This is a genomic window from Paenibacillus sp. ov031 (genome assembly GCF_900143165.1).
Taxonomy (GTDB): Bacteria; Bacillota; Bacilli; order Paenibacillales; family Paenibacillaceae; genus Paenibacillus; species Paenibacillus marchantiae.
Window position 1 is genome coordinate 2,044,577 of sequence record NZ_FRDO01000001.1, and the last position, 23,546, is coordinate 2,068,122.

General features: G+C 44.9%; 22 protein-coding genes. 4 read left to right on the top strand and 18 right to left on the bottom strand.

Features of this window, described 5'->3' with window-relative positions; genetic code table 11:
- Positions 1-83 precede the first annotated feature (83 nt).
- Positions 84-980 carry a cation diffusion facilitator family transporter gene (locus BUA17_RS08630; RefSeq protein ID WP_064637259.1) on the bottom strand — a complete coding sequence of 299 codons (897 nt, stop codon included), beginning with the start codon at positions 978-980 and terminating at the stop codon, positions 84-86.
- 320 nt (positions 981-1,300) lie between these two features.
- Here BUA17_RS08630 and BUA17_RS08635 point away from each other — a divergent pair, with 320 nt between their 5' ends.
- Positions 1,301-1,837 carry a GNAT family N-acetyltransferase gene (locus BUA17_RS08635; protein WP_170867826.1) on the top strand — a complete coding sequence of 179 codons (537 nt, stop codon included), beginning with the start codon at positions 1,301-1,303 and terminating at the stop codon, positions 1,835-1,837.
- A 22-nt stretch (positions 1,838-1,859) separates the two neighbouring features.
- The gene (locus BUA17_RS08640; protein WP_072733252.1) at positions 1,860-2,678 is read left to right on the top strand and encodes a MerR family transcriptional regulator; all 819 of its coding nucleotides are present in this window, start codon (positions 1,860-1,862) and stop codon (positions 2,676-2,678) included.
- Positions 2,679-2,828: 150 nt separating this feature from the next.
- Here BUA17_RS08640 and BUA17_RS08645 read toward each other — a convergent pair whose 3' ends face one another.
- Together BUA17_RS08645 and BUA17_RS08650 are read right to left on the bottom strand one after the other, a co-directional pair.
- On the bottom strand, positions 2,829-3,701 hold the full coding sequence (locus tag BUA17_RS08645) for a YitT family protein (protein ID WP_072733253.1): 873 nt from the start codon (positions 3,699-3,701) through the stop codon (positions 2,829-2,831).
- Between the two features lie 123 nt (positions 3,702-3,824).
- Positions 3,825-4,181, bottom strand: coding sequence for a MerR family transcriptional regulator (locus BUA17_RS08650; RefSeq protein ID WP_072733254.1), 357 nt, complete (start codon positions 4,179-4,181; stop codon positions 3,825-3,827).
- A 111-nt stretch (positions 4,182-4,292) separates the two neighbouring features.
- Between BUA17_RS08650 and BUA17_RS08655 the strand changes: the two genes are divergently transcribed.
- Positions 4,293-5,066 carry an SDR family NAD(P)-dependent oxidoreductase gene (locus BUA17_RS08655; protein ID WP_072733255.1) on the top strand — a complete coding sequence of 258 codons (774 nt, stop codon included), beginning with the start codon at positions 4,293-4,295 and terminating at the stop codon, positions 5,064-5,066.
- Between the two features lie 93 nt (positions 5,067-5,159).
- Here the strand turns inward: BUA17_RS08655 and nspC are convergent, their stop codons facing one another.
- Together nspC and BUA17_RS08665 are read right to left on the bottom strand one after the other, a co-directional pair.
- On the bottom strand, positions 5,160-6,287 hold the full coding sequence (nspC, locus tag BUA17_RS08660; protein ID WP_072733256.1) for a carboxynorspermidine decarboxylase: 1,128 nt from the start codon (positions 6,285-6,287) through the stop codon (positions 5,160-5,162).
- 1 nt (position 6,288) lies between these two features.
- Complete coding sequence (locus tag BUA17_RS08665) at positions 6,289-7,527, bottom strand: saccharopine dehydrogenase family protein (RefSeq protein WP_063562779.1); 1,239 nt, start codon at positions 7,525-7,527, stop codon at positions 6,289-6,291.
- Between the two features lie 897 nt (positions 7,528-8,424).
- On the opposite strand from BUA17_RS08665, the gene BUA17_RS08670 reads away from it, so the two are divergent.
- Positions 8,425-8,904: an immunoglobulin domain-containing protein gene (locus BUA17_RS08670; RefSeq protein ID WP_063562780.1), complete on the top strand. Its 480-nt coding sequence runs from the start codon at positions 8,425-8,427 to the stop codon at positions 8,902-8,904.
- 190 nt (positions 8,905-9,094) lie between these two features.
- Here the strand turns inward: BUA17_RS08670 and cydC are convergent, their stop codons facing one another.
- The 13 genes from cydC to BUA17_RS08735 form a co-directional block, all read right to left on the bottom strand.
- A complete protein-coding gene (gene cydC, locus BUA17_RS08675; RefSeq protein ID WP_072733257.1) occupies positions 9,095-10,828 on the bottom strand; it encodes a thiol reductant ABC exporter subunit CydC in 1,734 nt (577 codons plus the stop codon).
- Positions 10,825-12,663, bottom strand: coding sequence for a thiol reductant ABC exporter subunit CydD (cydD, locus tag BUA17_RS08680; protein ID WP_072733258.1), 1,839 nt, complete (start codon positions 12,661-12,663; stop codon positions 10,825-10,827). Before cydD ends, cydC begins: the two co-directional genes overlap by 4 nt.
- Positions 12,664-12,727: 64 nt before the next feature.
- Positions 12,728-13,741, bottom strand: coding sequence for a cytochrome d ubiquinol oxidase subunit II (locus BUA17_RS08685; RefSeq protein ID WP_063562783.1), 1,014 nt, complete (start codon positions 13,739-13,741; stop codon positions 12,728-12,730).
- Positions 13,738-15,102: a cytochrome ubiquinol oxidase subunit I gene (locus BUA17_RS08690; RefSeq protein WP_063562784.1), complete on the bottom strand. Its 1,365-nt coding sequence runs from the start codon at positions 15,100-15,102 to the stop codon at positions 13,738-13,740. The genes BUA17_RS08685 and BUA17_RS08690 overlap by 4 nt, the downstream gene beginning before the upstream one ends.
- 583 nt (positions 15,103-15,685) lie before the next feature.
- Positions 15,686-16,252 (bottom strand): TlpA family protein disulfide reductase, encoded by a 567-nt coding sequence (locus tag BUA17_RS08695; RefSeq protein WP_240321269.1) that lies wholly within the window; start codon positions 16,250-16,252, stop codon positions 15,686-15,688.
- A 17-nt stretch (positions 16,253-16,269) separates the two neighbouring features.
- Positions 16,270-16,977 (bottom strand): heme ABC exporter ATP-binding protein CcmA, encoded by a 708-nt coding sequence (gene ccmA / locus BUA17_RS08700; RefSeq protein ID WP_063562785.1) that lies wholly within the window; start codon positions 16,975-16,977, stop codon positions 16,270-16,272.
- Positions 16,970-17,791 carry an ABC transporter permease gene (locus BUA17_RS08705; protein ID WP_063563190.1) on the bottom strand — a complete coding sequence of 274 codons (822 nt, stop codon included), beginning with the start codon at positions 17,789-17,791 and terminating at the stop codon, positions 16,970-16,972. Before BUA17_RS08705 ends, ccmA begins: the two co-directional genes overlap by 8 nt.
- A gap of 25 nt (positions 17,792-17,816) precedes the next feature.
- Positions 17,817-18,392: a nitrous oxide reductase accessory protein NosL gene (locus tag BUA17_RS08710; RefSeq protein ID WP_095205908.1), complete on the bottom strand. Its 576-nt coding sequence runs from the start codon at positions 18,390-18,392 to the stop codon at positions 17,817-17,819.
- Positions 18,389-19,747 carry a NosD domain-containing protein gene (locus tag BUA17_RS08715; RefSeq protein ID WP_072733259.1) on the bottom strand — a complete coding sequence of 453 codons (1,359 nt, stop codon included), beginning with the start codon at positions 19,745-19,747 and terminating at the stop codon, positions 18,389-18,391. Before BUA17_RS08715 ends, BUA17_RS08710 begins: the two co-directional genes overlap by 4 nt.
- A 186-nt stretch (positions 19,748-19,933) precedes the next feature.
- Positions 19,934-20,587, bottom strand: a complete 654-nt coding sequence (locus tag BUA17_RS08720; RefSeq protein ID WP_063562787.1) for a response regulator — start codon at positions 20,585-20,587, stop codon at positions 19,934-19,936.
- Positions 20,584-21,429 carry a sensor histidine kinase gene (locus BUA17_RS08725; RefSeq protein WP_063562788.1) on the bottom strand — a complete coding sequence of 282 codons (846 nt, stop codon included), beginning with the start codon at positions 21,427-21,429 and terminating at the stop codon, positions 20,584-20,586. Before BUA17_RS08725 ends, BUA17_RS08720 begins: the two co-directional genes overlap by 4 nt.
- A gap of 28 nt (positions 21,430-21,457) precedes the next feature.
- On the bottom strand, positions 21,458-22,186 hold the full coding sequence (locus BUA17_RS08730; RefSeq protein WP_063562789.1) for a response regulator transcription factor: 729 nt from the start codon (positions 22,184-22,186) through the stop codon (positions 21,458-21,460).
- A gap of 190 nt (positions 22,187-22,376) precedes the next feature.
- Positions 22,377-23,459, bottom strand: a complete 1,083-nt coding sequence (locus BUA17_RS08735; RefSeq protein ID WP_063562790.1) for an ABC transporter substrate-binding protein — start codon at positions 23,457-23,459, stop codon at positions 22,377-22,379.
- Positions 23,460-23,546 lie beyond the last annotated feature (87 nt).

Consider the following 23,546-nt stretch of genomic DNA (forward strand, 5'->3'; position numbering starts at 1 on the left):
CCGAGGGCTACCTGTCCTGTCATACGTCAAGAAGAGACTATGTCCATGTTTACCGGCAAGTTCTTTTATATGCCGCTTATGTTTTATACTTGACCCACTTCGCTAGGGGCTTCGTCTGGTTCAACGTGAACATGAACAGTGTACACATCATGTTCTCTTAACAATTCGTCTTCTACATTTGTTGAAATATCATGGGCTTTCTGAAGATCCAAATCCGATCGTACAAGAATTACCACATCGACAACGGCATTATTACCGTAATTCCGGGCTCTTAAGTCTTTAACCGCCTCAACGCCATCTACATTGGCAATTGTACTCCTGTATTCCTTGATGAGCTCTTCATCAAATCCATCTGTAAGATGGTGTGTTGCTTCACGAAAAATGTCCCAAGCGGTTTTACATATTAGAAAGCCCACTGCTACAGCTGTTAATGGGTCGAGCCATGGCAGGCCGAATTGGGAACCAATAATCCCTATCACTGTCCCTATACTAACCCAGGCATCCGAGATATTGTCTTTTGCAGCTGCCATAACCGCCTGGCTCTTGATCTTCAAAGCAAGTCTTTTGTTATATCTGTAAACCAGATACATCACAGCGGCACAGAAAATGCCTGTCCATGCTGCGATGATGTCTGGAGATTCGCTTTTCCCCTGGAATACGGATGTAATAGCTTCGTATAACACTTGAAGCCCTACTGCCATCATTATAAAAGAAGCAACCAGTGAGGCAACGGTCTCTGCTTTCCAGTGTCCGTATGTATGATCTTTATCAGCTGGACGCTGAGCAAGTCTCAGACCGATAAGAACCGCGATCGAAGCTATAATATCGGTAGCATTGTTTAACCCATCGGCTTTCAAAGCCTCAGAATTAGACATATAACCGATCATCATTTTAATTGCAGTCAAACAAATATAAGCAATAATACTGATGATTGCTCCCTTTTCACCCAATTTTAAGTTGTCGTACTTTATTTGCTCCACGAAAAGTAATCCCCCTGATTCCAACTGTTTTCTAGCACTTTACGATGGTATCATCACGGTGTTGTGTGGGTCTAGAGAAACGTTTTGAACCAAGTAAAACAATGTCTGTACAACGAAAGAGTTTGACCTCGGCCAAAAAAAGTTGCGATAAGTAAACTTTTAGATATTGTGAATCGCCCCCCCTTATCCACTCACAATGCTCCTCTTCACTTCGGTCTGCCCTACCTTTTCCGCCATATTGCTTGACTCTGGTATCGTACCAGGGTTTATCGTTGGTTTATAACAAATATGGCTTTACAAATCAGGAGTGGATTAAGTTGATGTTACAAAAACGGTTTGACCAAGTGTTTGAAATTATGAAGCAATCGTTTCCCGCAGCCGAATATCGGGAATATTCAGAACAGAAGAAGCTGCTGTCCCATTCATGCTATCGCCTTCTTACAGAGGAAAATGAGCAGAATGAAGTGATTGGCTTTCTCGCAGGCTGGGAGTTCGAGTCGTTCAGATATGTTGAGCATTTGGCTGTTTCTCCGAACATTCGTGGAGGCGGCATAGGCAAGCGGTTAATGGAGCATTTCATGAACCAGTCAGACAAGCCGGTTATATTGGAAGTTGAATTGCCAGAAGATGAGCTGAAGCGGAGAAGGATTGGATTTTATGAGCGCCTGGGATTCTGCCTGGGAGATCATTCTTATGTTCAGCCACCCCTTCGTGCTGTCGGGCAGGAAACCCTCTCATTACAGATCATGAGTTATCCAGCAAAGTTGAACCCAACACAATTTGAAATGGTGAAAAAAATGCTGTATAAGGAAGTGTATGGCGCGCCTTCAGCATACGCGCACGCATCTAATAATTAAGTGTAAACGAGGAAGAAAACCGATGAAAAACGATTATAAAATCAATGAAATTTCGAAGCTTTACGGAATAGGTGTTGACGCGCTGCGTTATTACGAAAAATTAGGGTTGCTGGTGCCTCGGCGAGACGGAAACGGGTATCGTCTGTATAGCCTTCAAGATATGTATAAACTGAATATCATCCGGGACCTGCGCCAGTTGGATTTTACCATGCAACAGATCAAAGCGTATTTGGATCAGCAAAGTGTCGAAAATACGCTTGAATTGTTATTGACTGAACAGGAACTGATTAAGGAACAAATTGCAAAGCTTATAACTACGCAGCGTATTATTCAGGGCAGAATAAAGGTATTGACTGACGCAAGCAAAATTCAGACAGGAGTTTTCTCTATCAAAACGTATCCCGACCGGCCGTGTCTGCAACTCAATACACGCATAACTAGGGATGAGGAGATGGATTATGCCATTAAGAAGCTGCACCAAAAGCATAAAAGTCACATTCCGGACTTTGGAAACCAATTATATGGTGCATCCGTGTCCCTTGAGGAACTAAAGCATGGTGTGAGGGATGTTTTTAACTCCGTCTTCTTTATCTTTAATCCTGACGAAGCCGGAAAGATCGATTACGATTACAACCTGCCAGCTGGTGAGTATCTATCCCTTTTTTATCGGGGTAACTACCGTCAAAGTTATGAAAAAATGCTTGAGGTCGTTGCACATGCCAACGAAAAAGGGCTCCGTGTAATGGGTGATCCTTTTGAGATTTATGAAATTGATAATCGTGATACGATCATTACCGAGCAATTTCTGACTGAAATACAGTTGAGGATTTGCAAAGAATGATAAATTTCAAAGGGTAGAAATTATTGAAGTTATTGGATCGAACTTGACACAATAACTTCTACCTTAAAACAAAAAAAAGCCGCTATATTAGCGACTTTTTGTATGTTATATGCTTTTCTATGCGACAGTAACTCATACTCATTTTAGTGATTAGTGAATATCTTTCTTTTTGAAATTTCCGCCCTTAACTTCGGCTACATCGTAAACTACAATAAAAGCATTGGGATCAATTTCGTGAATGATATCCTTGATTTTGCTTTCCTCCATACGGTTGATTACACAGGTAATTTCTTTAAATTGTTCATTGGTATACCCGCCGTAAGCATCGGTATAAGTTGCTCCACGACCTAACCGGTCACGAATGGTTTCGACCATGATCTCCGGTTGATTGGTGATAATTTTAAAGGTTTTGGAGCCGCTCAAACCTTCTTCAACAATATGTATCACTTTGGAAGCGATGTAATAAGCAAGTGCGGACAGGATCGCCCCTTGAAGACCAAATACAGTTGACACGACAATAAAGACAAACATGTTCAAGAATAAGATTAGATCACTGGTTCCAAAAGGTAATTTTCGTGAAAGCAGGACAGCCAACATATCGATTCCATCCAATGCCCCACCATTACGCAACGCCAAACCCATACCAAAACCGATGATAATCCCGCCCACAACGGTAATTAACAATGTATCCCCTTGAATAATCGTGGGTACATGGTGCATAAGGCTTGTACCCACAGCTAGCGAGGCAATACCGATAATGGAATAGATAGCAAAGCTCTTACCTATTTGTTTGTAGCCTAACCATACAAATGGAATGTTGATGATACCAATCAGCATCCCTAACGGTAAACCAAACAGTTGTGAGCCAACGATACTAAGACCTGTCACACCACCGTCTGATACATTATTTGGAATTAATACAGCTTCCAGGCCATATGAGGTGATAAAAGCCCCAATCATAATCAATAAAATTTTGGAGATGATTTTCAGTTTGTTCGATTTTTGCACGTTCCTTTGATTCATTCCTTTTCCCCCTTGATGAACAACCATAAAAAATAGTCTATAACAAAATTCACTATTTTGGCAATAGATCGTCATATATGTAACCACTGAATTCGCTCTGCTCGTTTCTTCGATCAGATTACATTATTTCCCGATTAATGCTCGATATGCCGTAATTTTATTCTCCAGCATCTGATCTGCTGAGTGAAGTGTGTGCATCTGCTGTTGAATCGCCTCTTTGTGCTCTTCCAGCAATTTCAAACGCTCTGCAGCCGTATGCTCACCTTCCTGAAATAACGATGCGTACTTTTTGATGATAGCGATCGGCATTTGAGTCTCTTTTAGTTTGATTACAAATTGCAGCCATTTCAGGTGCGATTCGTTGTAGCGTCTGTCTCCACTAGCATCACGGAGCGGTACGATAATTTGCTCCTTCTCATAATAACGCAATGTGTGGGTACTGATACCGAGTATTTCAGCCACTTCACCGATCGTGTGCATGGTGATCCTCCCTTCTATATTCCGCTTGACTTAGAGTAAGCTCTAATCAGTATAATCAACTCGTACTCATATCACAATAAATAATGAACCGAAAATCCAGGAGGAATATCCATGAAGTATACAGTGATTACCGGTGCCAGTTCGGGCATTGGCTATGAAGCAGCTTTGGCTTTTGCGGCTCGCGGCAAACATTTGATCCTGGCTGCACGCAGAACCGACGAATTGGAGAAGTTAAAATCAAAAGTAAGTGAAATTAATCCTGATCTGGACATTGTCATTCGCACGGTGGATCTGTCCATCGCTGCCAATGTCCATGCATTCTATGAAAGTCTCCATCATTACTCTATCGAGACATGGATTAACAACGCAGGGTTCGGAAATTTTGCTTCGGTTGGTGAACAACATCTACCTAAAATCGAACAAATGCTTCATCTGAATATAGAGGCATTAACCATTCTTTCTTCCCTGTATGTGCGTGATTATGCAGAGGTTGAGGGCACACAGATCATTAACATCTCCTCTGGAGGTGGATATACGATCGTGCCGGATGCAGTAACCTACTGTGCAACAAAGTTCTATGTAAGTGCCTTTACGGAAGGGCTCGCACATGAATTAAAAGGCAAGCATGCTGCAATGCAAGCGAAAGTGCTCGCGCCCGCTGCAACGGAAACGGAATTTGCGGAACGTGCTTTTGATCTGGACCAGTTCAAATATGAGGGCCGTGTTCCCCAATTTCATACAGCAGAACAAATGGCTGGATTCTTGCTTGAATTATATGACAGCGAAAGCGTCGTCGGTATTGTAAATGGATTAACCTATGAGTTTGAATTGAAAGAACCGATCTTTCCGTATGCCGCAAGAGCAGCCTCGAAACCCAACGATTAATCATAAAAACAGCCGTTAACCCATCCTATGTGAAACGTCAAAAGGGAACCTGTGATCAGGTTCCCTTTTGCTCTTGCTATATCTATAAAAGTATTAAGCCAATCTCATTTTGAAGTCCTGATAGCCGAACTCACGAACCACTTCGCAATCGCCATCTTTTCTTTTCACTGCGATGGCTGGCAACGGCATGCCGTTAAATGTATTGGTTTTGACCATGGAGTAGATCGCCATGTCCTCAAATACCAATCTGTCACCCGTTTTGAGCGGTTGATCAAATGAATAATCTCCAATCACATCACCTGACAGGCAAGTTTGTCCCCCCAGACGATACAGATGGGCTTTCTCCCCTGCTTCTCCCGAACCGATAAGCGGCGGGCGATACGGCATTTCCAGCACGTCTGGCATGTGGCATGTTGCCGAGGTATCCAGAATGGCAATGTCCATACCGTTCTTGTGGAAATCGAGCACAGACGTCACCAGGAAGCCCGCGTTCAGCGCAACCGCTTCGCCAGGCTCCAGATATACCTCCAGGCCATATTTTTCCTGCATGCGTTTGATGCAAGCTTCCAGTCTTGGAATGTCATAATCCTCGCGTGTGATGTGGTGTCCACCGCCGAAGTTGATCCATTCCATTTGTGGCAGCCATTGTCCAAACTTCTCTTCTACCCCATTCAGCGTCGTTTCCAGATCATCTGAATTTTGCTGGCACAAGGTATGGAAATGCAGTCCGGAGACTCCTTCCAGCAGCTCTGCATGGAAATCCTCTTGTTTGGCACCAAAACGGGAACCAGGAGCACATGGATCGTAAATCTCATGCCCCTCCTGAGTCGAGCATTCAGGGTTAATACGCAGGCCTACTTTTCGACCAGCCTGAAGCGCTTTGCCCTTAAATTTCTCCAGTTGGGAGAAAGAATTGAAGATAATATGATCTGAAATCGAAAGGATTTCATCGATCTCATCTTCGCGATAGGCCGGGGCAAAGACATGGTTCTCTTTGCCCATCTCCTCATGACCCAGGCGGGCTTCATACAGCCCGCTTGCCGTTGCACCGCTCAGATATTCTCCAATGAGCGGATACATCGTGGTCATGGAAAATGCTTTCTGAGCCAGCACGATTTTGGCTCCTGTACGTTGCATGACACCGTTCAGGATTTTGAGATTTCTTTCGATAAGTCCTTCGTCAACAACAAAACATGGTGTCGGTAATTGCTCAAACCGCATCTTAACGAACAAGCTCCGATTCTTTGGCTTCTTCTGGCAGTTCGTCAACGAGTACTGGGTTGAAGTCTTCAACCCATGGGAGACCCCATTTGTTCAACTCTTCCATGAATGGATCTGGGTTGAACTCTTCAACGTTGTATACGCCTGGTTTGTTCCATTTACCAGTCATCACCATTGCTGCACCAATCATGGCTGGAACACCTGTTGTGTAAGAGATAGCTTGGGAACCAACTTCTTTATAGCATTCTTGGTGATCACAAATGTTGTAAACGTAGTACGTTTTATCTTTGCCGTCTTTTTTACCTTTGAAAATGCAGCCGATGTTCGTTTTGCCCACAGTACGTGGTCCAAGGGACGCCGGATCTGGCAGTACCGCCTTCAGGAATTGCAGCGGAATGATTTGTTTGCCTTCGTATTCGATAGGTTCGATCGAAGTCATGCCCACATTTTCAAGTGCTTTCAAGTGCGTAAGGTAGCTTTGACCAAATGTCATGAAGAAACGGATGCGTTTCAGACCAGGCATGTTTTTAGCCAGGGACTCCAGCTCTTCATGATAAAGCAGGTACATGTCTTTCTCGCCAACTTCTTTGAAGTCATAGACACGTTTAATTTCCATTGGTTTCGTTTCGATCCATTCACCTTTTTCCCAGTATCTTCCGTTAGCCGAAACTTCGCGGATGTTGATTTCAGGGTTGAAGTTGGTTGCGAACGGATAGCCGTGATCTCCACCATTGCAGTCGAGAATGTCAATATATTCAATCTCGTCAAAGTAATGTTTCAGAGCATAAGCAGAGAATACACCAGTAACACCTGGGTCAAATCCACTGCCAAGCAGAGCTGTAATTCCCGCTTTTTCAAAGCGCTCTTTGTAATCCCATTGCCATTTGTATTCGAATTTTGCCGTATCTTCCGGCTCATAGTTCGCTGTATCCATGTAGTTCGTTTTCGTTGCAAGGCAAGCATCCATGATTGTCAGGTCTTGGTAAGGCAATGCCAGGTTCATGACGAGATCCGGTTTAACTTCGTTGATGAGGGCGATCAGTTCGTCAACGTTGTCGGCATCCACTTGAGCTGTCGTAATTTTTGTTTTGCCGCCGTCCAGCTTGGCTTTAAGATCGTCACATTTGGATTTCGTACGACTTGCGATGCAGATTTCCTCGAATACTTCGCTGTTTTGAACGCATTTATGAACTGCTACTGAAGCTACGCCGCCGGCGCCGATGATTAGTGCTTTTCCCATTTTCCATTCTCCTAACCCAATATGAATTTTTTTAAAATTAACTTCATTATTTTTCTCATTTTTCAACTTTTCGCCCGTTCTGAACCAACAAAAAAAGCAAGGTGAAAAATGCCCCAAACGCGCATCATCACACTTGCTTGTCGATATACATCATTAAAAAGACGCAAAGTTCCCATAACTAAAAAAGTTCAAAAGAACTCCTCCAGCGGAAAGCTTCTTCATGTATATCAATATCAGATCAGAGTCTATATAGCAAATAATTCGCCTTTACCACTCTTATTGACCGTTTCACAAGTTGATGTGCAGATGCACTGGTTGTAAAGTAACCAACTTATAAAATTTGAGCTTTTAACTCAATCAATAAGGCAACATAAGTTGCCAATCGGCGTTTGACCCGGCTGTCCGTATGGCCTTAACTTCCTTAAGAGAAGTGGTCAAAAATTATCTGCTGGAAAGACCTGATTTATGTTGATATATCTGCTTTCCAAAATCACAGGTCTTACAATATCAGATACATTAAAAAAAATCAAGCGATCTCTAAAAATTTATTTATTCATCATTTTGGAACACACATTTCGCTCTTAGGCATATCTGATTATAATGGCAAATCTTTAAATAGTTACTGCCTAATGTATCCAGCTCTTTCTCAATTTTCAAACTGACATGTCAGCGATAACGATGTGTAACATGGAAGTTGGATTATCCTAAAATAGATTGATTTAGGTAGAATAATCCTTTAGTTTTGTATGTCGAATATAAGTTATTACGCGAAGTTTAGAAAAAAATATAAAGCTCCCAAAAATATTTTCTTTCTACTTGAAATTTTATACATTTTTGATAGATAGATATGATATATTTGGTATGTAATTTAAAATATATCCCAGAAAAGAGGATCTTATGAAAAAAGCTGTTTTGCTGTTTGCTGCAATTTTCATGTTTTTGCTTTCCAGCGCTCCATCAGCATCTGCAGCTGGAGACCGCCTCATTTATGACATCATGTATAACAATTCGATTCCACTCGTATCCAACAACGTCAGGTTTTCACTGCAATACAGCGTCTACGGCGACCTACAGCTCTGGGATAACCGCACACACACGATGTTATGGAACACCAAGACCAATGACACGAGAATAAATCATTTCAAGATTGATTATTGGAGTGGAAAACTAGTGCTCCAGGATCCCCAAAACACACCTTACTGGACGTCAGACAACAAGGCATGGTCTACATCGTACTATGGAGCGGACAATCTGCCACCCAACCTCAGGGGTAACGTGCTCATCGTTCAAAACGACGGCAATTTGGTGCTGTACAATACAGAAACACCGAGTGCAGGCTGGTATCCTGTCTGGGCTTCCAATACAGGAGGCCATTAAGGTCTATTGTACTGGAGTACAAGCTGTTTATCGAAGCTTCAATTGACTGATGCTTACCCTCATTTCTTTACGGTAATATAAATACACTCCACACAGTATAAACGTGTGCGAGTGTATTTTTTTGTAATGTGAATGTTTAAACTGCAATGACGCATACTCTTTCATTCGTATCTGTGTGTATCTTACTCTCTTACACTCCAACTTCTCCGATCATTTGCCGCTCAATCTTCTTCATCTCATAAAAATAACCTTCTTGCTCCATTAACTCCGTATAGGAGCCCGCTTCCACTACCCTTCCCTGTTCCATCACCACAATCCGATCCATCTCTTCAAGGCCAGTAAGCCGATGACAGATCAGTAGAAGCGTATCCTCGGCTGCTTGTGCATAGAGATGTTTCATCACACGTTCTTCTGTAACGTAATCCATTGAGGAAGTAGGTTCATCGAGAAGCCATAACCGTCCCTTGCGAAGCATGGCCCGTGCCAGAGCCAGCCTCTGCTTCTCACCGTCCGACAGGTTTTCCCCTTTTTCATAGACTACATCAGTCAATGATGTATTGGGCAGTTGCACTTTTGCTAGCACATCCAATAGTTGCTCGTCCGAATGTTCATCATCATTCAACAGCAGGTTATCCCGGATCGTTCCCCGGAAGAAATGACTTTGCTGCAAGACAACATTGGCCGTTTGCCAAATGCTCGCCTCATCCAGTTCCTTCACCGAAATGTCATTTAAACGGATCTCCCCTGTTGTAGGCGTTCGCAGTTTAAGCAGTAGTTCAATAATCGTTGATTTGCCTGATCCGCTCGGTCCGACAATCGCCGTTTTGGAGCCGGGTAAAATATGCAGCGAAATGTCCTTTAACGCCGGTCTCCACTCCCCTTCATATTGAAACGTAACGTTGGAGAGATCAAGCGAAACAGCCTGATTGCCAGATAACGCGCCTTTGGGCTGCGTAGACACAGACTGCCTATCAGAGGTCTGTATGGTTTCCGTCAGTCGCTTGGCTGCGTGTTCGCTATCCTGCTTATACAAAGGTAATGTCGCCATTGCCGCAGCCTCTTCGAAAACGGTTAGTGAGGCCATAACCAGCATTGCAAGAAACACGCCAGCAAGCGCTCCATCCATAATCAGATAAGCACCAAGTGTCAGCACGCCCCAGGAAATAAGGAACGTAACCAAAGCATGCATGGATTGCCCACGCAGTAGGTGTCCGGCAGCCCGTTGCTGCTGGACCGTCAACGCAGCAGAAGCCTGCTGCAGCTGCTGCTCCCGTTGAGCCAGTTGTCCGTACACTTTCAAATCCCGGAACCCATACAATACTTCGGTGACTTCTGTGGAAAGCAGCGCCCGCTGCTCGCGAACGTGTCCATGTATTTTCCGCTGCCCAAGCAAAACCAGTCCTGGTACAACCAACGCCGTTATGAGCATACCTAATACAAACAGCCCCGCAATCCAGAATGAAAAAGCAGAAGTAAACAACACTGTCGCCAAAAAGACCATGACAACAATGATCGGTGGGTAAGCGACGCGCAAAAAATAATGTTGCAGGCTCTCCACATCCCCAACAATGCGGGCTAGCAGGTCTCCACTTCGCTTTTTGTTCAATATACCCGGCGTCAAAGGAATGAGTCGGGCAAAAAAGGATGTACGCAAACGGCTAAGCATGGAGAACGTCGCCCTGTGGGAATACAAGCGCTCTCCGTATCGGCTCGCCGCCCGAAGCAGTCCAAGCAGCTTGACCAGCGAGGTGAGTACAATTAAGGTGTACAGCGGTGGCGCAAAGACCGTTTGCGAAATCAGATATCCGCTCGCCGAGAAGAGGGCCACTCCTGCTATCCCGGCAATAAACCCACCTAGAATGGAAAGGATGATATCCTTGCGCTCCTGAATCATGGCTTTGGACAAAATCGCTAGCTCATTCATGCCAAGCCCCCCTTTCGTTGAACATCAATCATCTCGGCATACTGGGGTAGACGCGCCATAAGCTCTTCATGGCGTCCCTTATCCACTAACACACCATCGTCCATAAACAATATGCGATCGGCATGTTGAATCGTATATAATCGGTGAGCCACTGTAATCATCGTCGCGGTATCTGCCAATGTGGCAATGGAACGTTGCAGTATCTGCTCCGTGCGCAAATCCAGTCCCACCGTAGGCTCATCAAACAAGATGATGGAAGGCCGCTTCAAAAAAGCTCTTGCCAAAGCAAGTCGTTGCTTTTCCCCACCAGACAGTCCTCGACCTCCTTCACCAACCAAGGTATCGAAGCCATGCTCCAATTGGGCAGCAACTTCAGCAAGCCCGGCATCCTCTGCCGCCTGCTCAATTTCAGTCCTGGACACGTTCCGGCCCGCACCAATCGCAATGTTCTCAGCAAATGTACCTGCAAAAATATACGGATGCTGTGTAATGTAGCTCACATGTTCGAACCATCCAGCCTCATCATATTCGGATAGGGGTTGTCCATTTACCAGTACCTCTCCTGATTCTGGCTTCAGCAAACCCGCAATGAGATGCAGCAACGTCGTTTTTCCTGAGCCGCTTTTGCCGACAATGGCAATGTGTTCTCCCGGATCAAGCTGTGCTCGACCAGTCTCAAGGTCGAATGATTCGGGCGCATAATGAAATCGGAGATGGTTCAATATAATGGACGGCGGCATCGAACCGTCATTGGAACGGTGCATTTGTAATATCCCTATCCCGTTTTCCCTTTCCACCCGATCCATGTTAACGACCTCGTCAATTCCATCGGATGTACCTATTCCTTCTTTGCTATCTGCCGATTGGTTCTCCCCAGCCGTTTCCTCAAGCATCTGCTCTACCTTACGAACCGCTCCCATACTTGTTCGCCCGCTGTGAAAAGCTGTTCCCGTATTTTTCAACAGACTGTAGAACTCGGGAACGAGCAGCAGCACGAGAAACGCGGTGTGGAACGACATCGATTTGAATACAAGCAGCTGGATTGCTAGTTCAAGAGCGACGATACCGATGCTTAGCATTACAATCGATTCCAGCATGAACGTATTGGTAAACGCAATCCGCAAAATGCCCATCGTGGCATCGCGGTACCCCAGGCTGGTGCGTTCAATCTCCTGCTGCTGACGGTGAGCCCGTCCAAATATTTTCAACGAAACCAGCCCTTGAAGAGAGTCCAGGAACGTACCGGAAAACTCGGCCAGCTGCGCATATTTCTCCTCTGATTTGTTCTTCGTCTTCAGTCCCACCAAAATCATGAACAAGGGGATAAACGGGGCCGTAAACAGCATAATGAAGCCTGAATTGGCATGCTGCATAAACGTTACCACCAAAATCAGAATCGGAATGATGGCAGCCTCCATCATACGCGGCATATACAGACTGAAATAACTGTCAGCCTCATCCACAGCATCCAGAGCAACACTGACCTTTCCGCCTGTTTGTCCACGAAGGGTTGATGGCATCGACGCATGGGTCAAATTTTTCAGCACGGCTGCCCGCATATTCGTCTTGGCACTGGAAGCCATATGCAAACCAACTTTTCCGTTCCCATAAGACAGCCCTGTACGTACGACCATGACAGCCAGGAGTATCCCGAGCAGCATGACGACCGACGAAAGGGAAGCCTTCTCCACGAAAATCCGTTGTACTGCTTCAGCAAGCAGCGCAGCCTGACTTACAATCGCTGCACCCAGCGCAAGTGAAATCACTGCAAGGAGCACGAGTCGTTTTCGTTGCCCAGACATTTGTTGAGAGATCAGGCTTGTTTTCCTCTTCATGTAAGCTCTCCTCCTTTCTATGAACCTGTGAGATTACTCCCATACATCGCATAATGAATTCAATTTATTTTTTTCCCTTTACATAATCCGCATCAAACAGAAACAGTTTGAAAACCAGAATCAAGGAAGGAATCAACATACACATGCCACCGATAAACACAACCACCAGTGCGAAGCCCATCGCTGGTGAGGTTACACTGTTTTGAATTGTAATGAACGGATCAAGGATATAAGGATATTGACCAATTCCGTAAGCGAAAAAGGCACAGAAAAATTGCAGCATGATACATATAAACGCTAATCCGTAGCGGCGTCCGTTATAGATCAGCCACATCGCAATCATGAAGAATGCAACGGAAAGTGCAAGCAACCACCATAAATCCATCATATTTTGAAAATGTCGCTCATTGTGCTGTCCCAAATAAATAAATGCAGTCAGTGCGATGATAATCGTCGGTGTGCTCCAGAACAGGGCATAGGTCCGTACCAGCTTCAATGCAGAGTGATCCTCTGCCCGCGATGCATAAAAGGCTAGAAATGAGCTGCTAATGAACAATACGGACACAATCGCCAGTCCAACAATGCTCCATGATAGCGGATTGGTAAACAGCGTCCAGTAATCCAGAGAAACCGTCGAACCCTGCTTCACGATAAAACCACCTTCAGACAGCGTTAGCGCCACTGATAGCGAAGCTGGAATCAGCAATCCCGAAGCTCCATATAGAAACAGATACACGATGTTATTTTTGGAACCATAGTTCTCAAAGGCATAAAACGACCCACGAATGGCGAGCAAAATGACCGCAATGCTTCCCGGTACGAGCAGCGCTGATCCGTAATAATAAGCCGTGTCGGGAAAGAATCCAACAATGCCAATGTAGAAAAAGACAAAAAATACATTCGTAATCTCCCATACCGGTGATAAATAACGGGAGATCAGACGATTAATCAGGTGATCCTGTTTCGTCAAGCGTGCATAAAAGGCAAAGAAACCCGCCCCGAAATCAATGGAGGCAACAATTAAATAGCCATACAAGAACAGCCAGAGTACCGAAATGCCAATCAGTTCGTAACTCATGTACGCTCACCCTTTTCTGTAGACGGATTGCGCTTCTCCTTCATCCATTTCTCCATCTCGACTTCTGCCGGATTATTGTTGAACAAACGTCTTAGTACGAGAACACACATGACTCCCAGAACGATGTAGAGAAGCAGGAAGAAGAAAAAGATCATTCTGATGCTGGGTGATGAAGTGGCTGCTTCCTCCACACGCATATATCCTCGGATAATCCACGGCTGTCGTCCCAGTTCAGCATAGAACCAGCCCAGCTCAACTCCGAGAAAAGCCATCGGTGCGCCTAGCGCTATGATCCCAAGCAGCCACTTATTCAGCTCATTGCGCTTTTTCCAGAATACAAACAGGAAATACAGAACTGAAATAGCCAGCAGCGTAAATCCGATTCCGGCCATTAAATCAAACAGGTAGTGAACGAGCAGCGGCGGCCATTCGTCCTTCGGAAACTCCTCCAGTCCGGTTACCTCTGCATTAAAGTCACTAAAGGCCAGGAAGCTGAGCAGTTTCGGCAGGTGAAGAGCTCCTATAATTTCATGCTCTGCATTCAGCCATCCCAATAAAATCAAATCTGCGCCACTTTCTGTCTCAAAATGCCATTCTGCCGCTGCAAGTTTCTCCGGCTGATGCTCGGCCAAAAACTTGGCGGACACATCTCCCGCTAACGTGTTCAGTAAGCCGAACAGCAGAACCACCGCCATCATGAGATTCAAGGCTTTTTTGTGGTATGCAGATGCCCCTTTTCTCAGCAGCGAGAAGGCTGCAATTCCGGCTAACAGGGCAGCTCCTGTCAAATATGCTGAGCTTAATACATGAAACACCTTGGAGAACGTCGCCGTATTCAGCATCGCCTCCACTGGGTTAACCGCTGTGAATTGGCCTGCTTCCATGACAAAGCCTCCAGGCTGGTTCATGAAGCCGTTCACCGTCGTAATAAACACAGCCGACATACCTGCACCGGTGACGATTGGAATCGTCAGCAGCCAGTGAATGTACGGATTTTTGAATCGATCCCAGGTATACAAATAAATGCCCAGGAAAATGGCTTCAAAAAAGAACGCAAACACTTCCATGAATAGTGGGAGTGCAATGACATTGCCTGCCAGTTTCATAAAATTCGGCCACACCAGGGCCAGTTGCAGTGAAATCGCTGTACCGGTCACCACACCAACCGCCACAGAAATGACAAACCCTCTTGACCACCTCTTCGCCATCAGTGTGTAATGGGGGTCCTTCTTGCGAATCCCCATGAATTCTGCAATTGCGATCATTAGAGGTATACCGACGCCAAGTGTCGCAAAAATAGCGTGGAAGCCCAGCGTCATACCTGTCACCAGCTTGCTCCACATCACCGTATCGATTGCCATTGTTTACTGCCTCCTTTCAAACTCTGTTCGATTTTCGTACTGATTTGAATCTTTTAATTATTAGGTCAGTCAGCCCTTGGACTGCGTTCTTTATCAGGTTGATAGAAGCCCCACTAGACTGGTTCAGAGTTTATCTACAAACCGTTCCTCCATCGTTGTATGTACAAAGAGAATTTTTTCACAAAGTAAGTGACGAAGGAGCTTTACCACACCGTCATTGTGCATTGCTACACATAGTTATTGGACTGAGCATGGGTTGGCGAGCTGTGTTTTACCTGATACTGAAGGGCCAAAGTACTTAACAGGACCTAATAGTTAAAATTATTATATCTTTGTGAATTAGCAATTCAATCACTGACACGTCTTCGTCCCTAAATGTTCAAGAAAGGATCAACTCTTTCTGACAACTCGGTGAAAAGCATAAAAAGCACCCAAAGGGGCTATTGATTCATTAGGCACAACCGTGGTATTGCGATTTTCAATTCTACTATGCTTGCAAGATGTTCGGGAAAAATAAAACAAAAGAAGCCGCTCGTATAGTGAGCGACTTCTCGACTTTTTTTGTTCATAAGTCTGCAAAGCTTCAATTCCGTTGCTGTACGGTCTCCTCCAGCCATTGCTGCAAAGGAATATCCTTAGTCAACTCACCGAGCAAAATGTGACTGAATATACCTTCCTGATCTATGATCATGGTCGCTGGCAACCCGGTGATACGATACAGACCGGAGACCTTTCCGGTCACATCAATGATAACAGGGAAATCGAATTGCTGTTTCTCCATAAATTCACGAATGGTGCCCTTCGCTTCCCCCACGTTGACAAACAGAGCCTCTACATCGTTTTGATACGTCTGAGCAATCTGCTTAATCATTGGCATTTCCCTCACACAGGGCGTACACCATGAAGCCCAGAAGTTAATCATGACGACTTTGCCCCGATAATCGGAGAGCTTCACCTGTTCTCCGTCTGAATTAACCGCAGTGAATTCAGGAGCAGTTGCACCGGCTTCAATGGCACCGGTTATTTTGGGCTCAGATGATGAAGTCCCCTGATAAATTGCCCACGCAGCGACCAGCACAGCAGCCATTCCAATCAGGATGGTAAACAAACGTATCATTTTCAAACTCATTTTCGCACTATTTTTTTTCAATAAGTTCACCTTCATTTTTAGCCAAGACTATGATGAAATGCAGCATGAAGCGACCCGAACTGTTGACGAAAGTCCTCAGTAGAGCCATCTCCCACATTACGTCCTTGGTTCATAAAAACAATGTGATCGGCAACATCATCTGCGATCTCAAGCTGGTGGGTGGAGAACACAACCATATGCCCTTCCTCCTTGATCTGTTTTATCAGATTTGCAAACTCCTGCATCCAGAAGGGGTCCAGTCCATTCGTCGGCTCATCCATGATCAGCAGCGGAGGCTTGGACAGCAGAGCCTGGGCAAATAACACACGCTGCCGCATACCTTTGGAAAAGGTCGTGACCCGTTTCTTTTTTTGATCGGCCAAGCCTACCATGGTTAGCACTTCCGTTACTCGCGCTTTAGGCACTTTCCTTAACGCCGCCCAGAACTGGAGCGCCTCCTCTGCCGTCAAACCCTGGTTGAAATGATAATCATCCGGCATATATCCGATCTGTTCCGAATATCGCTTTCGTTCTTTGGACCAGCGCATATTGTTTACAATGATTTCACCCGAGGTAGGTTGAAGAATACCTGCAAGCATACGCAGAACGGTGCTTTTTCCGGCCCCATTTCCGCCGCATAAGGCAAGCACATGACCGGAAGAAACGCGAAAGGATATATCTTCAACAATCTGTTGTTTTTTTATGGATTTACACAGTCCAACAATCTCTGTTTCCACATTATCCATGGGAACGTCCCCTTTCCCATATCCCGTATACTGCCACGATAGAACATGTAATCCACAGCAGACATATCCCCATAAAGATCCAGCTCCCGCTCGATGGATGTACCCAATCTACCCACTGATAATATTCAGGTCCCAGTATCGAGCCCCCGCCAAGTTTGATCACCACAAACAAACGTACCAACTCAGCCGGATTGATGAAGGTTAGAACGGTGAGTAAGGGTTTTACCCACTGATACGGCATGAGTCCCAGCACGGAAATTAGAAGCGTGGGCCACCCGATCACAGCAAAAAACCAAACGGATACCGATATCGTTAACGCTTGCCAGCGATTTTTGGATAACGAACCGATGAACAGTGCAATAGTCAGAAATAGCAACACCAGTCCGCAGGAGAATACCAGAAACAAAAGATATGTCTTAACATCTAAAGGGCTACCCACCCATCCGCTAAGAAGTCCCATCAGGCCATATCCGAATGTAACTATCGTCATTAATACAACCGACAGCCCCAGATATTTGCCAACAATAAAAGACATCGTGCCGATGGGGTAAGTGGACAACAGCTGCCAGCTGCCCTCTTCCTTTTCAGAAGTCAACGAGAACGAGCCCAGAAAGAGGGTCATCAGCGGCAACAGATAAAGAATAAGATTTAACATGGAACCTGTAGTGCCAGAGTATCCTGCTACAAAATTCTGAGAATTAATGATTAACAAACTCAGACTAAACACGCAGAAAAGAATCAAAAATGAATATGACCATGGGTTGCGAAATCCCATTTTCATTTCTCGTCGGACGACTTGTACCATATCTCCCATCATGCATCACCATCTTCATTGGTCATTACTTGTGGCCTGATTCTTCCGTTGATTCGCTTTCTCCCTGTGTTTCTTCATGCACGCCTTCACCCATTCCCTCCTCGGAATGCCCATGCTCCCCCATCATATCCATCGTCTCTGTGTTTTGTTTCCAGTCGTGGGAGGCGAGGTCTTCAGCGGTCATAATCGTTCCTACACCCTGCTCGGCAACAAATGCTTCGGCAGATGGTTTATCCTTGAAATTGAGGATGCCGTAAGCCATCGGTGTACGCAGTGAAGCATCATATACATAAGTGGCTTTGCTGTACTCAATCCATTCCTTGTCATTATAATCACGAACAAAATCCCTTCCGATGTTATCTGTTCCGTTCTCTTCTTTCCACTGATGCATACAACCAATGTCATCAAATTTATAATTTTTACCGTCTTTCGTGGTAAGCTGCGTGGCATAGGCATCATCTTTCACCTGCATTTTGCAAATGGCACAGATATCCACGTCTTCATTGATAGGCAATGCCTCGTATTTTTTTCCGCAAGCTGTTAATAACAGCACCCCAAAGAGAAGCACCATAACTGTTTTCCAATGTGTTTTCATTCTCATTTTCGTAATACCCCCATATTGATCATAATAAAAGTGGCCAGGCCCAGCAGAATGCATCCGATGATCCAAACCCCGGTTATCTCTTTGACCCCTTGTGTACCTACCTTCGTCGTCTGTGATACCGCTTCCATGCTCATTAATGGTGATCTGTCGCTTGTCCACTCTGCCTTGCCTTCCGTAAACAAGTTGCTCATAAAGATCATGCCTGGAGATTGAAAGAAAAGCTGATAGGCCGAATTCCGGTTGACCACTTGCTCATAAAAAGGATTAATTCCATAGGACAGTTCACTAATTCCATCATCGTTCAGGTCAAGACCTTGAAAGGAATCCCAGTAGTTTTCCTTCATCTCATTGTTCCGGCTGTCCATCGCTGAAGCTTCAATCACATTCGAAACAAATTGGTTTCTGGTAAACTGATTATCCTCCGCAAGAACGAGCTGAATTCCGATGAAATTCCGGAGCACCGCATTGCCGCGAATTTCATTTCCTGAGGATTCAGCAATGTTCATGCCAACACGGTTACCTTCCACGACATTGTTATGAACCGAGGATTGCTGTACGTCATACAACAAAATCCCTTGTGAATGCACATTTTCGTTCTGTTTGCGAAAAGAGTTTCCCGATACGACCATATTCTTGACGCCCATGACCATGGCTCCGGTACTGTTGTTCTCTCCCACATTGTCCACAACAGAAGAGCCATCGATATACATACAATGAATGCCATACCTGGTATGTAACAGCGTGTTAGCCTTAACCGTAAGATTGCGACTGTTCTCCAGATATATACCATCCCGCATGCCCGTAATTTTGTTGTCTTCGATGTGGGTACGATGGGAATTGTACAGATCAATGCCATTCCCCTTTTGACCACTGGAAGCAGACTCCGGTCCAGCCCATGAAATAGTATTGCTATGTATGAGCCCATCGACAGAACCCCGCAGCACGATTCCAAAACTTTGACTCTGAATATCCAGGCCCGTGATCTCTACTCGATCTCCTTCAACCTGAATCGCTGCAGTGGGTTCATTTGTTAAGTGTCGTACCGTGAAACCCTGCAATGTCACTCCATCTGAACGAATGGTAATGGTGGATTCAGCATCCGTATTCAATACCAATACGGATGAGTCCCCTCGAATGGATATATTCTTGTCTATACTTACGGGACCAGAATAAATACCCGTCTCAAGTACAAGCACTTCTCCAGGTCTAGAACCATCAATGATTGGCTGGAGTGGAATAGCATCTTTGGTTTCAGGAGCAGCATTTGCAGTGTCCAGCGGGTAAGATAGCGGGATCAACAGTATCCCTATAAGCAGCAATATGCTCAGGACAATCCGTTCGCGAAACATCATAACCTCCTTCATGAAACACACTGCTCATAGTGTACATAAAAACAAATTTTTACCATATAGCTCAAGCTAGCTATAGAGCTGGACGTTTTGTGTCCAAATTGTGAGGTCATTGTGGTAAAAGTAGAAAAATCACATCCACTTAACATGAAAATAGAAAGAACACACGGATATAGTAAAAAAAGCTTATTACAGACGATTATGGTCTGTAATAAGCCCTTGCTCCAATGCGTAACGTGTCAGTTGAACACGATTTTGAACCTGCAGTTTTTGCAAAATGTTTTTTAAATGATTCTTGACGGTATACTCTGAAATTGTATAATTCACAGCGATTTCTTTGTTCGTCCATCCTGCAGCCACGCCATACAGAATATCCTTTTCCCTTGTCGTTAGTGGAACGTCAGGTTCTTTTTTCTCCGTGAGTGAGACATCCTTCAGGATTTGGTAAGCCACCTCGCGGCTCAATGGAGCTTCTTCTGTAACGATGGAATGAAGATATTCCAGCCACATGGAGGGTTCAAGGTTTTTGAGCAGATAACCCTGAGCTCCCCGTTTCAACGCTTCCAGAAGGTGTAGTACATCATCCGAGACGGTAATCATGACAATTTTCACATAAGGAAACGCCAATTTGATCCGCTGTGTTGCTTCAAGACCGTTCATAATTGGCATCTGAATGTCCATGAGGATTAGATCGGGAAGCCACTGTTCTGTATAATCAATCGCTTGTTGACCGTCCGACACGACGCCAATCACTTCGAAGCTGGGGTCCATGGATAAAATTTCACATATTGCTTCTCTCGCATGAGCGTGATCGTCTACAACAAGTACGCGAGTATGGCTCATAACATCTCACCATCCTTTGAAAATTCGACAACAGTAAGCTGCTGCTCCCTTCGGAATTGCATGTTATAGTTCAGCTCATTCATCCGCTCTCTCATGATTTTCAGTCCATATCGATCCTTTCGTTCAAAGGGATTCATCTCAAATCCTTTTCCATTATCTCGAATCGTGATATTCCAGCACTTCTTGTGCCCATTTCCCTGAATCCATCCTTGGGATGCAGATGCATGCTTTTGAATATTAAAAAGAGCTTCCCGAATACAAGCGAGCAGTTCTACTTTCTCTTTGTCAGTAAATGCATCATCCGGGATGCTCCAATCCAGTTCGATTCGGACGGGGATATCTTTGGCAATTCTTCGAATTTGACCAAGTAGTGTGACCGATTCGTTCGTAGTGAAGGTATTGTCAACGTTAGGATCATAACGTAAATCGGCAATGGCCTGACGCACATAACGATTGACTTCATGAACCGTTTTCTTGATCGAATACACATCGTCCAACTGTTGATCCAACTTGGCTTGTTCCTCTAAACGCCCCACTTTTACCGATAATAAAAAAAGGGATTGGGCGATTCCATCATGGAGTTCCTTGGCCATCTTTTCACGAGATTCCAATGCGGCTTTGGCTTCACGCTCATGCTCCAGCTCTTTTTGAATACGTTCCAAAATCAGAAACAGCCGAGTTAACAACGTTATACTCACGACATATACAATGACAGGCGTAAGCCAGTTGCCCAAATTCATTGATATGTAGGGGAGCAGAAACTGATGTCGTACATACTCCCACAGTCCAACGGTCAAGGTGGGAATGAGCAAGATCATCCACTTGATTTGTTTGTAAGACATATTCTCCTCCTGAACTGCAAGATAAGAATCAGTGAGGCAAACGAAGAATATAACCGAACCCCCACAGGGTTTGAATCAGATCTTCCCGATTCGGCACATACTCGGATAGTTTGTCACGCAACCGTTTCACATGGGTATCTACAGTCCGATAATCCAGATCTTCCTCATGCTCCACTTTCCAAACAATTCTCAGCAAATCCTGCCTAGAGAATGCGATTTCCGAGTGTGTCGCCAGATGATAAAGCAAATCAAATTCTTTGGGAGTCATATGAATCTCCACTTGTCCTACTGTGACTCTACGGGAAGTTGGATTGATTAGAATGGAGGAAATCAACACCTCGCTCGCTGAATGATCTTTTGGCGCAGGTTCGATTAATCCGTTATAACGAGCCATCATAGTTTTAATACGTAGCACAACCTCCCTCGGACTGAATGGTTTCATGACAAAGTCATCCGCCCCTGCTTTGAAAGCTTCAAGCCGATCAGTTTCTTCTGACTTGGCTGTCAGAAACATGACGGGTATGCTTAAGTTGGTCCTAAGATAATGGCATATTTCAATTCCCTTAATATCGGGAAGAATCCAATCGAGAATGATCAAGGCATAAGAACCGTGATGAAGCTGCCCAAGGGCTTGCCAGCCTAGCGAAGCCTCCTCAACGATAAATTGTTCTTTCTCCAAATACATGCGAAGAAGTCTTCGGACCCGTTCATCATCATCTACAATCAATATTCTATTTTGCTGCAGGGTCCCGTTCATGTCTTACCTCCAAATCTTTGCGATATTCTGGTTATTTTCTTAGTTTCTCATTGTAAAGCCTCAAGCCAGTGAGTGAACTTGATGTAATCAGCATACCTTCAACGTACTCAAAAGGCATGACTCCATAGAGCCATGCCTTTAATAATCTATCTCTGAATTGTAGACAATGTATGAACGATTATGTCCAGGCTTATTTCTTGCCAGTGACGGCTGCTACCACATCGTCTGCCACCTTGCCGTCTGCAATTGGGCCGGACATCATCCAATGTCTGGCTGACACTTTGAACACATGGTTGTCCTTCACAGCAGGCATCGTTTTCCATACATGAAGTTTCTCAACTTCCGTTGCAACGGCACTGTTTTCATTGAACTCTTCTTCCGTGCTAATCGATCCTCCGTAGATGGCAAACACATAATCAGCTCCAATAGAAGGCAGCTTCTCTAGAGATGTCGTGACTCCCCAATCGTCCTTAGTATCCTTCTGGAATGCTGCAACGCTTTCGTCTGGATTTAACCCCAATTCAGTGTAGATAAGTGGAGCGAAGCTCGGAAAGAACACCTGCAGATCCTTGTCCGATGGACGCATGAAGACAACTGTTTTGTCCGGGCCCACAGCCGAAATGATATCTTCCTTGGCCTGTTTCAGTTTGTCGGTGTTCGCCTGAAGCACCTCCTGTGCTTTATCTTCCAAGCCCGTTGCCTTTCCTATTTCCACAATGGTTTTCTCCCAATCATCCGGTGAATAGGCAATGGTTGGCGCAATCTTGCTCAGTTCCTCATACGCTTTGTCATCAATGGCGTTTCGCTGAACCACGATAAGATCGGGCTGGGTTGCCAGAATGGCTTCCAGATTCGGATTGAAATCCGCATTTCCAGCGAGCGGAATGTTCAGTGCTTTGAGCTGGTCATCCAAGTAGTAGCCATCAAAGTCGTATGCATAGACCATCGGTACACCCAGGGACAATGTAAGATCCTCCAGACCAAATACGGCAACACGTTTTGGATGCAGCGGAACTTCCGTTTTGCCCATGGCATGTTCGATGACCTGAGTCTGAGGCTCTTCGGCAGTTTGAGTCGCTGCGCTTGCGTTTGTCTTGGTCGTTTCTGTTGTGGCTTGCTCTCCTGCTGTATTTGTTTTATTTCCGCAGGCAACAACCATAAGTGAAAGAACCAATAGCAGGAGCATCAATCCTGCAAATCCGCGTTTCCTTCCATGTGTAGCCTTTTTTGAACGATCTCTTCTAAAGAGATCATTATTTTCTGTGTGAGACATGAGTTCCCCTCCGCATTTCTGTATTGAGAATGATTATCACATGATGATTATACAGATGTTCCTCAGCGAAGAAAATAGAAGAAGATG

Coding starts and splice junctions, on each gene's coding strand:
- cydC (WP_072733257.1), bottom strand. CDS start 10,828: ATGAATGAGCTAGCGATTTTGTCCAAAGCCATGATTCAGGAGCGCAAG.
- BUA17_RS08710 (WP_095205908.1), bottom strand. CDS start 18,392: ATGAGAATGAAAACACATTGGAAAACAGTTATGGTGCTTCTCTTTGGG.
- BUA17_RS08720 (WP_063562787.1), bottom strand. CDS start 20,587: ATGAGCCATACTCGCGTACTTGTTGTAGACGATCACGCTCATGCGAGA.
- BUA17_RS08685 (WP_063562783.1), bottom strand. CDS start 13,741: ATGAGTTACGAACTGATTGGCATTTCGGTACTCTGGCTGTTCTTGTAT.
- BUA17_RS08715 (WP_072733259.1), bottom strand. CDS start 19,747: ATGATGTTTCGCGAACGGATTGTCCTGAGCATATTGCTGCTTATAGGG.
- BUA17_RS08705 (WP_063563190.1), bottom strand. CDS start 17,791: ATGGGAGATATGGTACAAGTCGTCCGACGAGAAATGAAAATGGGATTT.
- BUA17_RS08640 (WP_072733252.1), top strand. CDS start 1,860: ATGAAAAACGATTATAAAATCAATGAAATTTCGAAGCTTTACGGAATA.
- BUA17_RS08655 (WP_072733255.1), top strand. CDS start 4,293: ATGAAGTATACAGTGATTACCGGTGCCAGTTCGGGCATTGGCTATGAA.
- nspC (WP_072733256.1), bottom strand. CDS start 6,287: ATGCGGTTTGAGCAATTACCGACACCATGTTTTGTTGTTGACGAAGGA.
- cydD (WP_072733258.1), bottom strand. CDS start 12,663: ATGAAGAGGAAAACAAGCCTGATCTCTCAACAAATGTCTGGGCAACGA.
- BUA17_RS08670 (WP_063562780.1), top strand. CDS start 8,425: ATGAAAAAAGCTGTTTTGCTGTTTGCTGCAATTTTCATGTTTTTGCTT.
- BUA17_RS08635 (WP_170867826.1), top strand. CDS start 1,301: ATGTTACAAAAACGGTTTGACCAAGTGTTTGAAATTATGAAGCAATCG.
- BUA17_RS08665 (WP_063562779.1), bottom strand. CDS start 7,527: ATGGGAAAAGCACTAATCATCGGCGCCGGCGGCGTAGCTTCAGTAGCA.
- BUA17_RS08645 (WP_072733253.1), bottom strand. CDS start 3,701: ATGAATCAAAGGAACGTGCAAAAATCGAACAAACTGAAAATCATCTCC.
- BUA17_RS08690 (WP_063562784.1), bottom strand. CDS start 15,102: ATGGCAATCGATACGGTGATGTGGAGCAAGCTGGTGACAGGTATGACG.
- BUA17_RS08725 (WP_063562788.1), bottom strand. CDS start 21,429: ATGTCTTACAAACAAATCAAGTGGATGATCTTGCTCATTCCCACCTTG.
- ccmA (WP_063562785.1), bottom strand. CDS start 16,977: ATGGATAATGTGGAAACAGAGATTGTTGGACTGTGTAAATCCATAAAA.
- BUA17_RS08650 (WP_072733254.1), bottom strand. CDS start 4,181: ATGCACACGATCGGTGAAGTGGCTGAAATACTCGGTATCAGTACCCAC.
- BUA17_RS08730 (WP_063562789.1), bottom strand. CDS start 22,186: ATGAACGGGACCCTGCAGCAAAATAGAATATTGATTGTAGATGATGAT.
- BUA17_RS08735 (WP_063562790.1), bottom strand. CDS start 23,459: ATGTCTCACACAGAAAATAATGATCTCTTTAGAAGAGATCGTTCAAAA.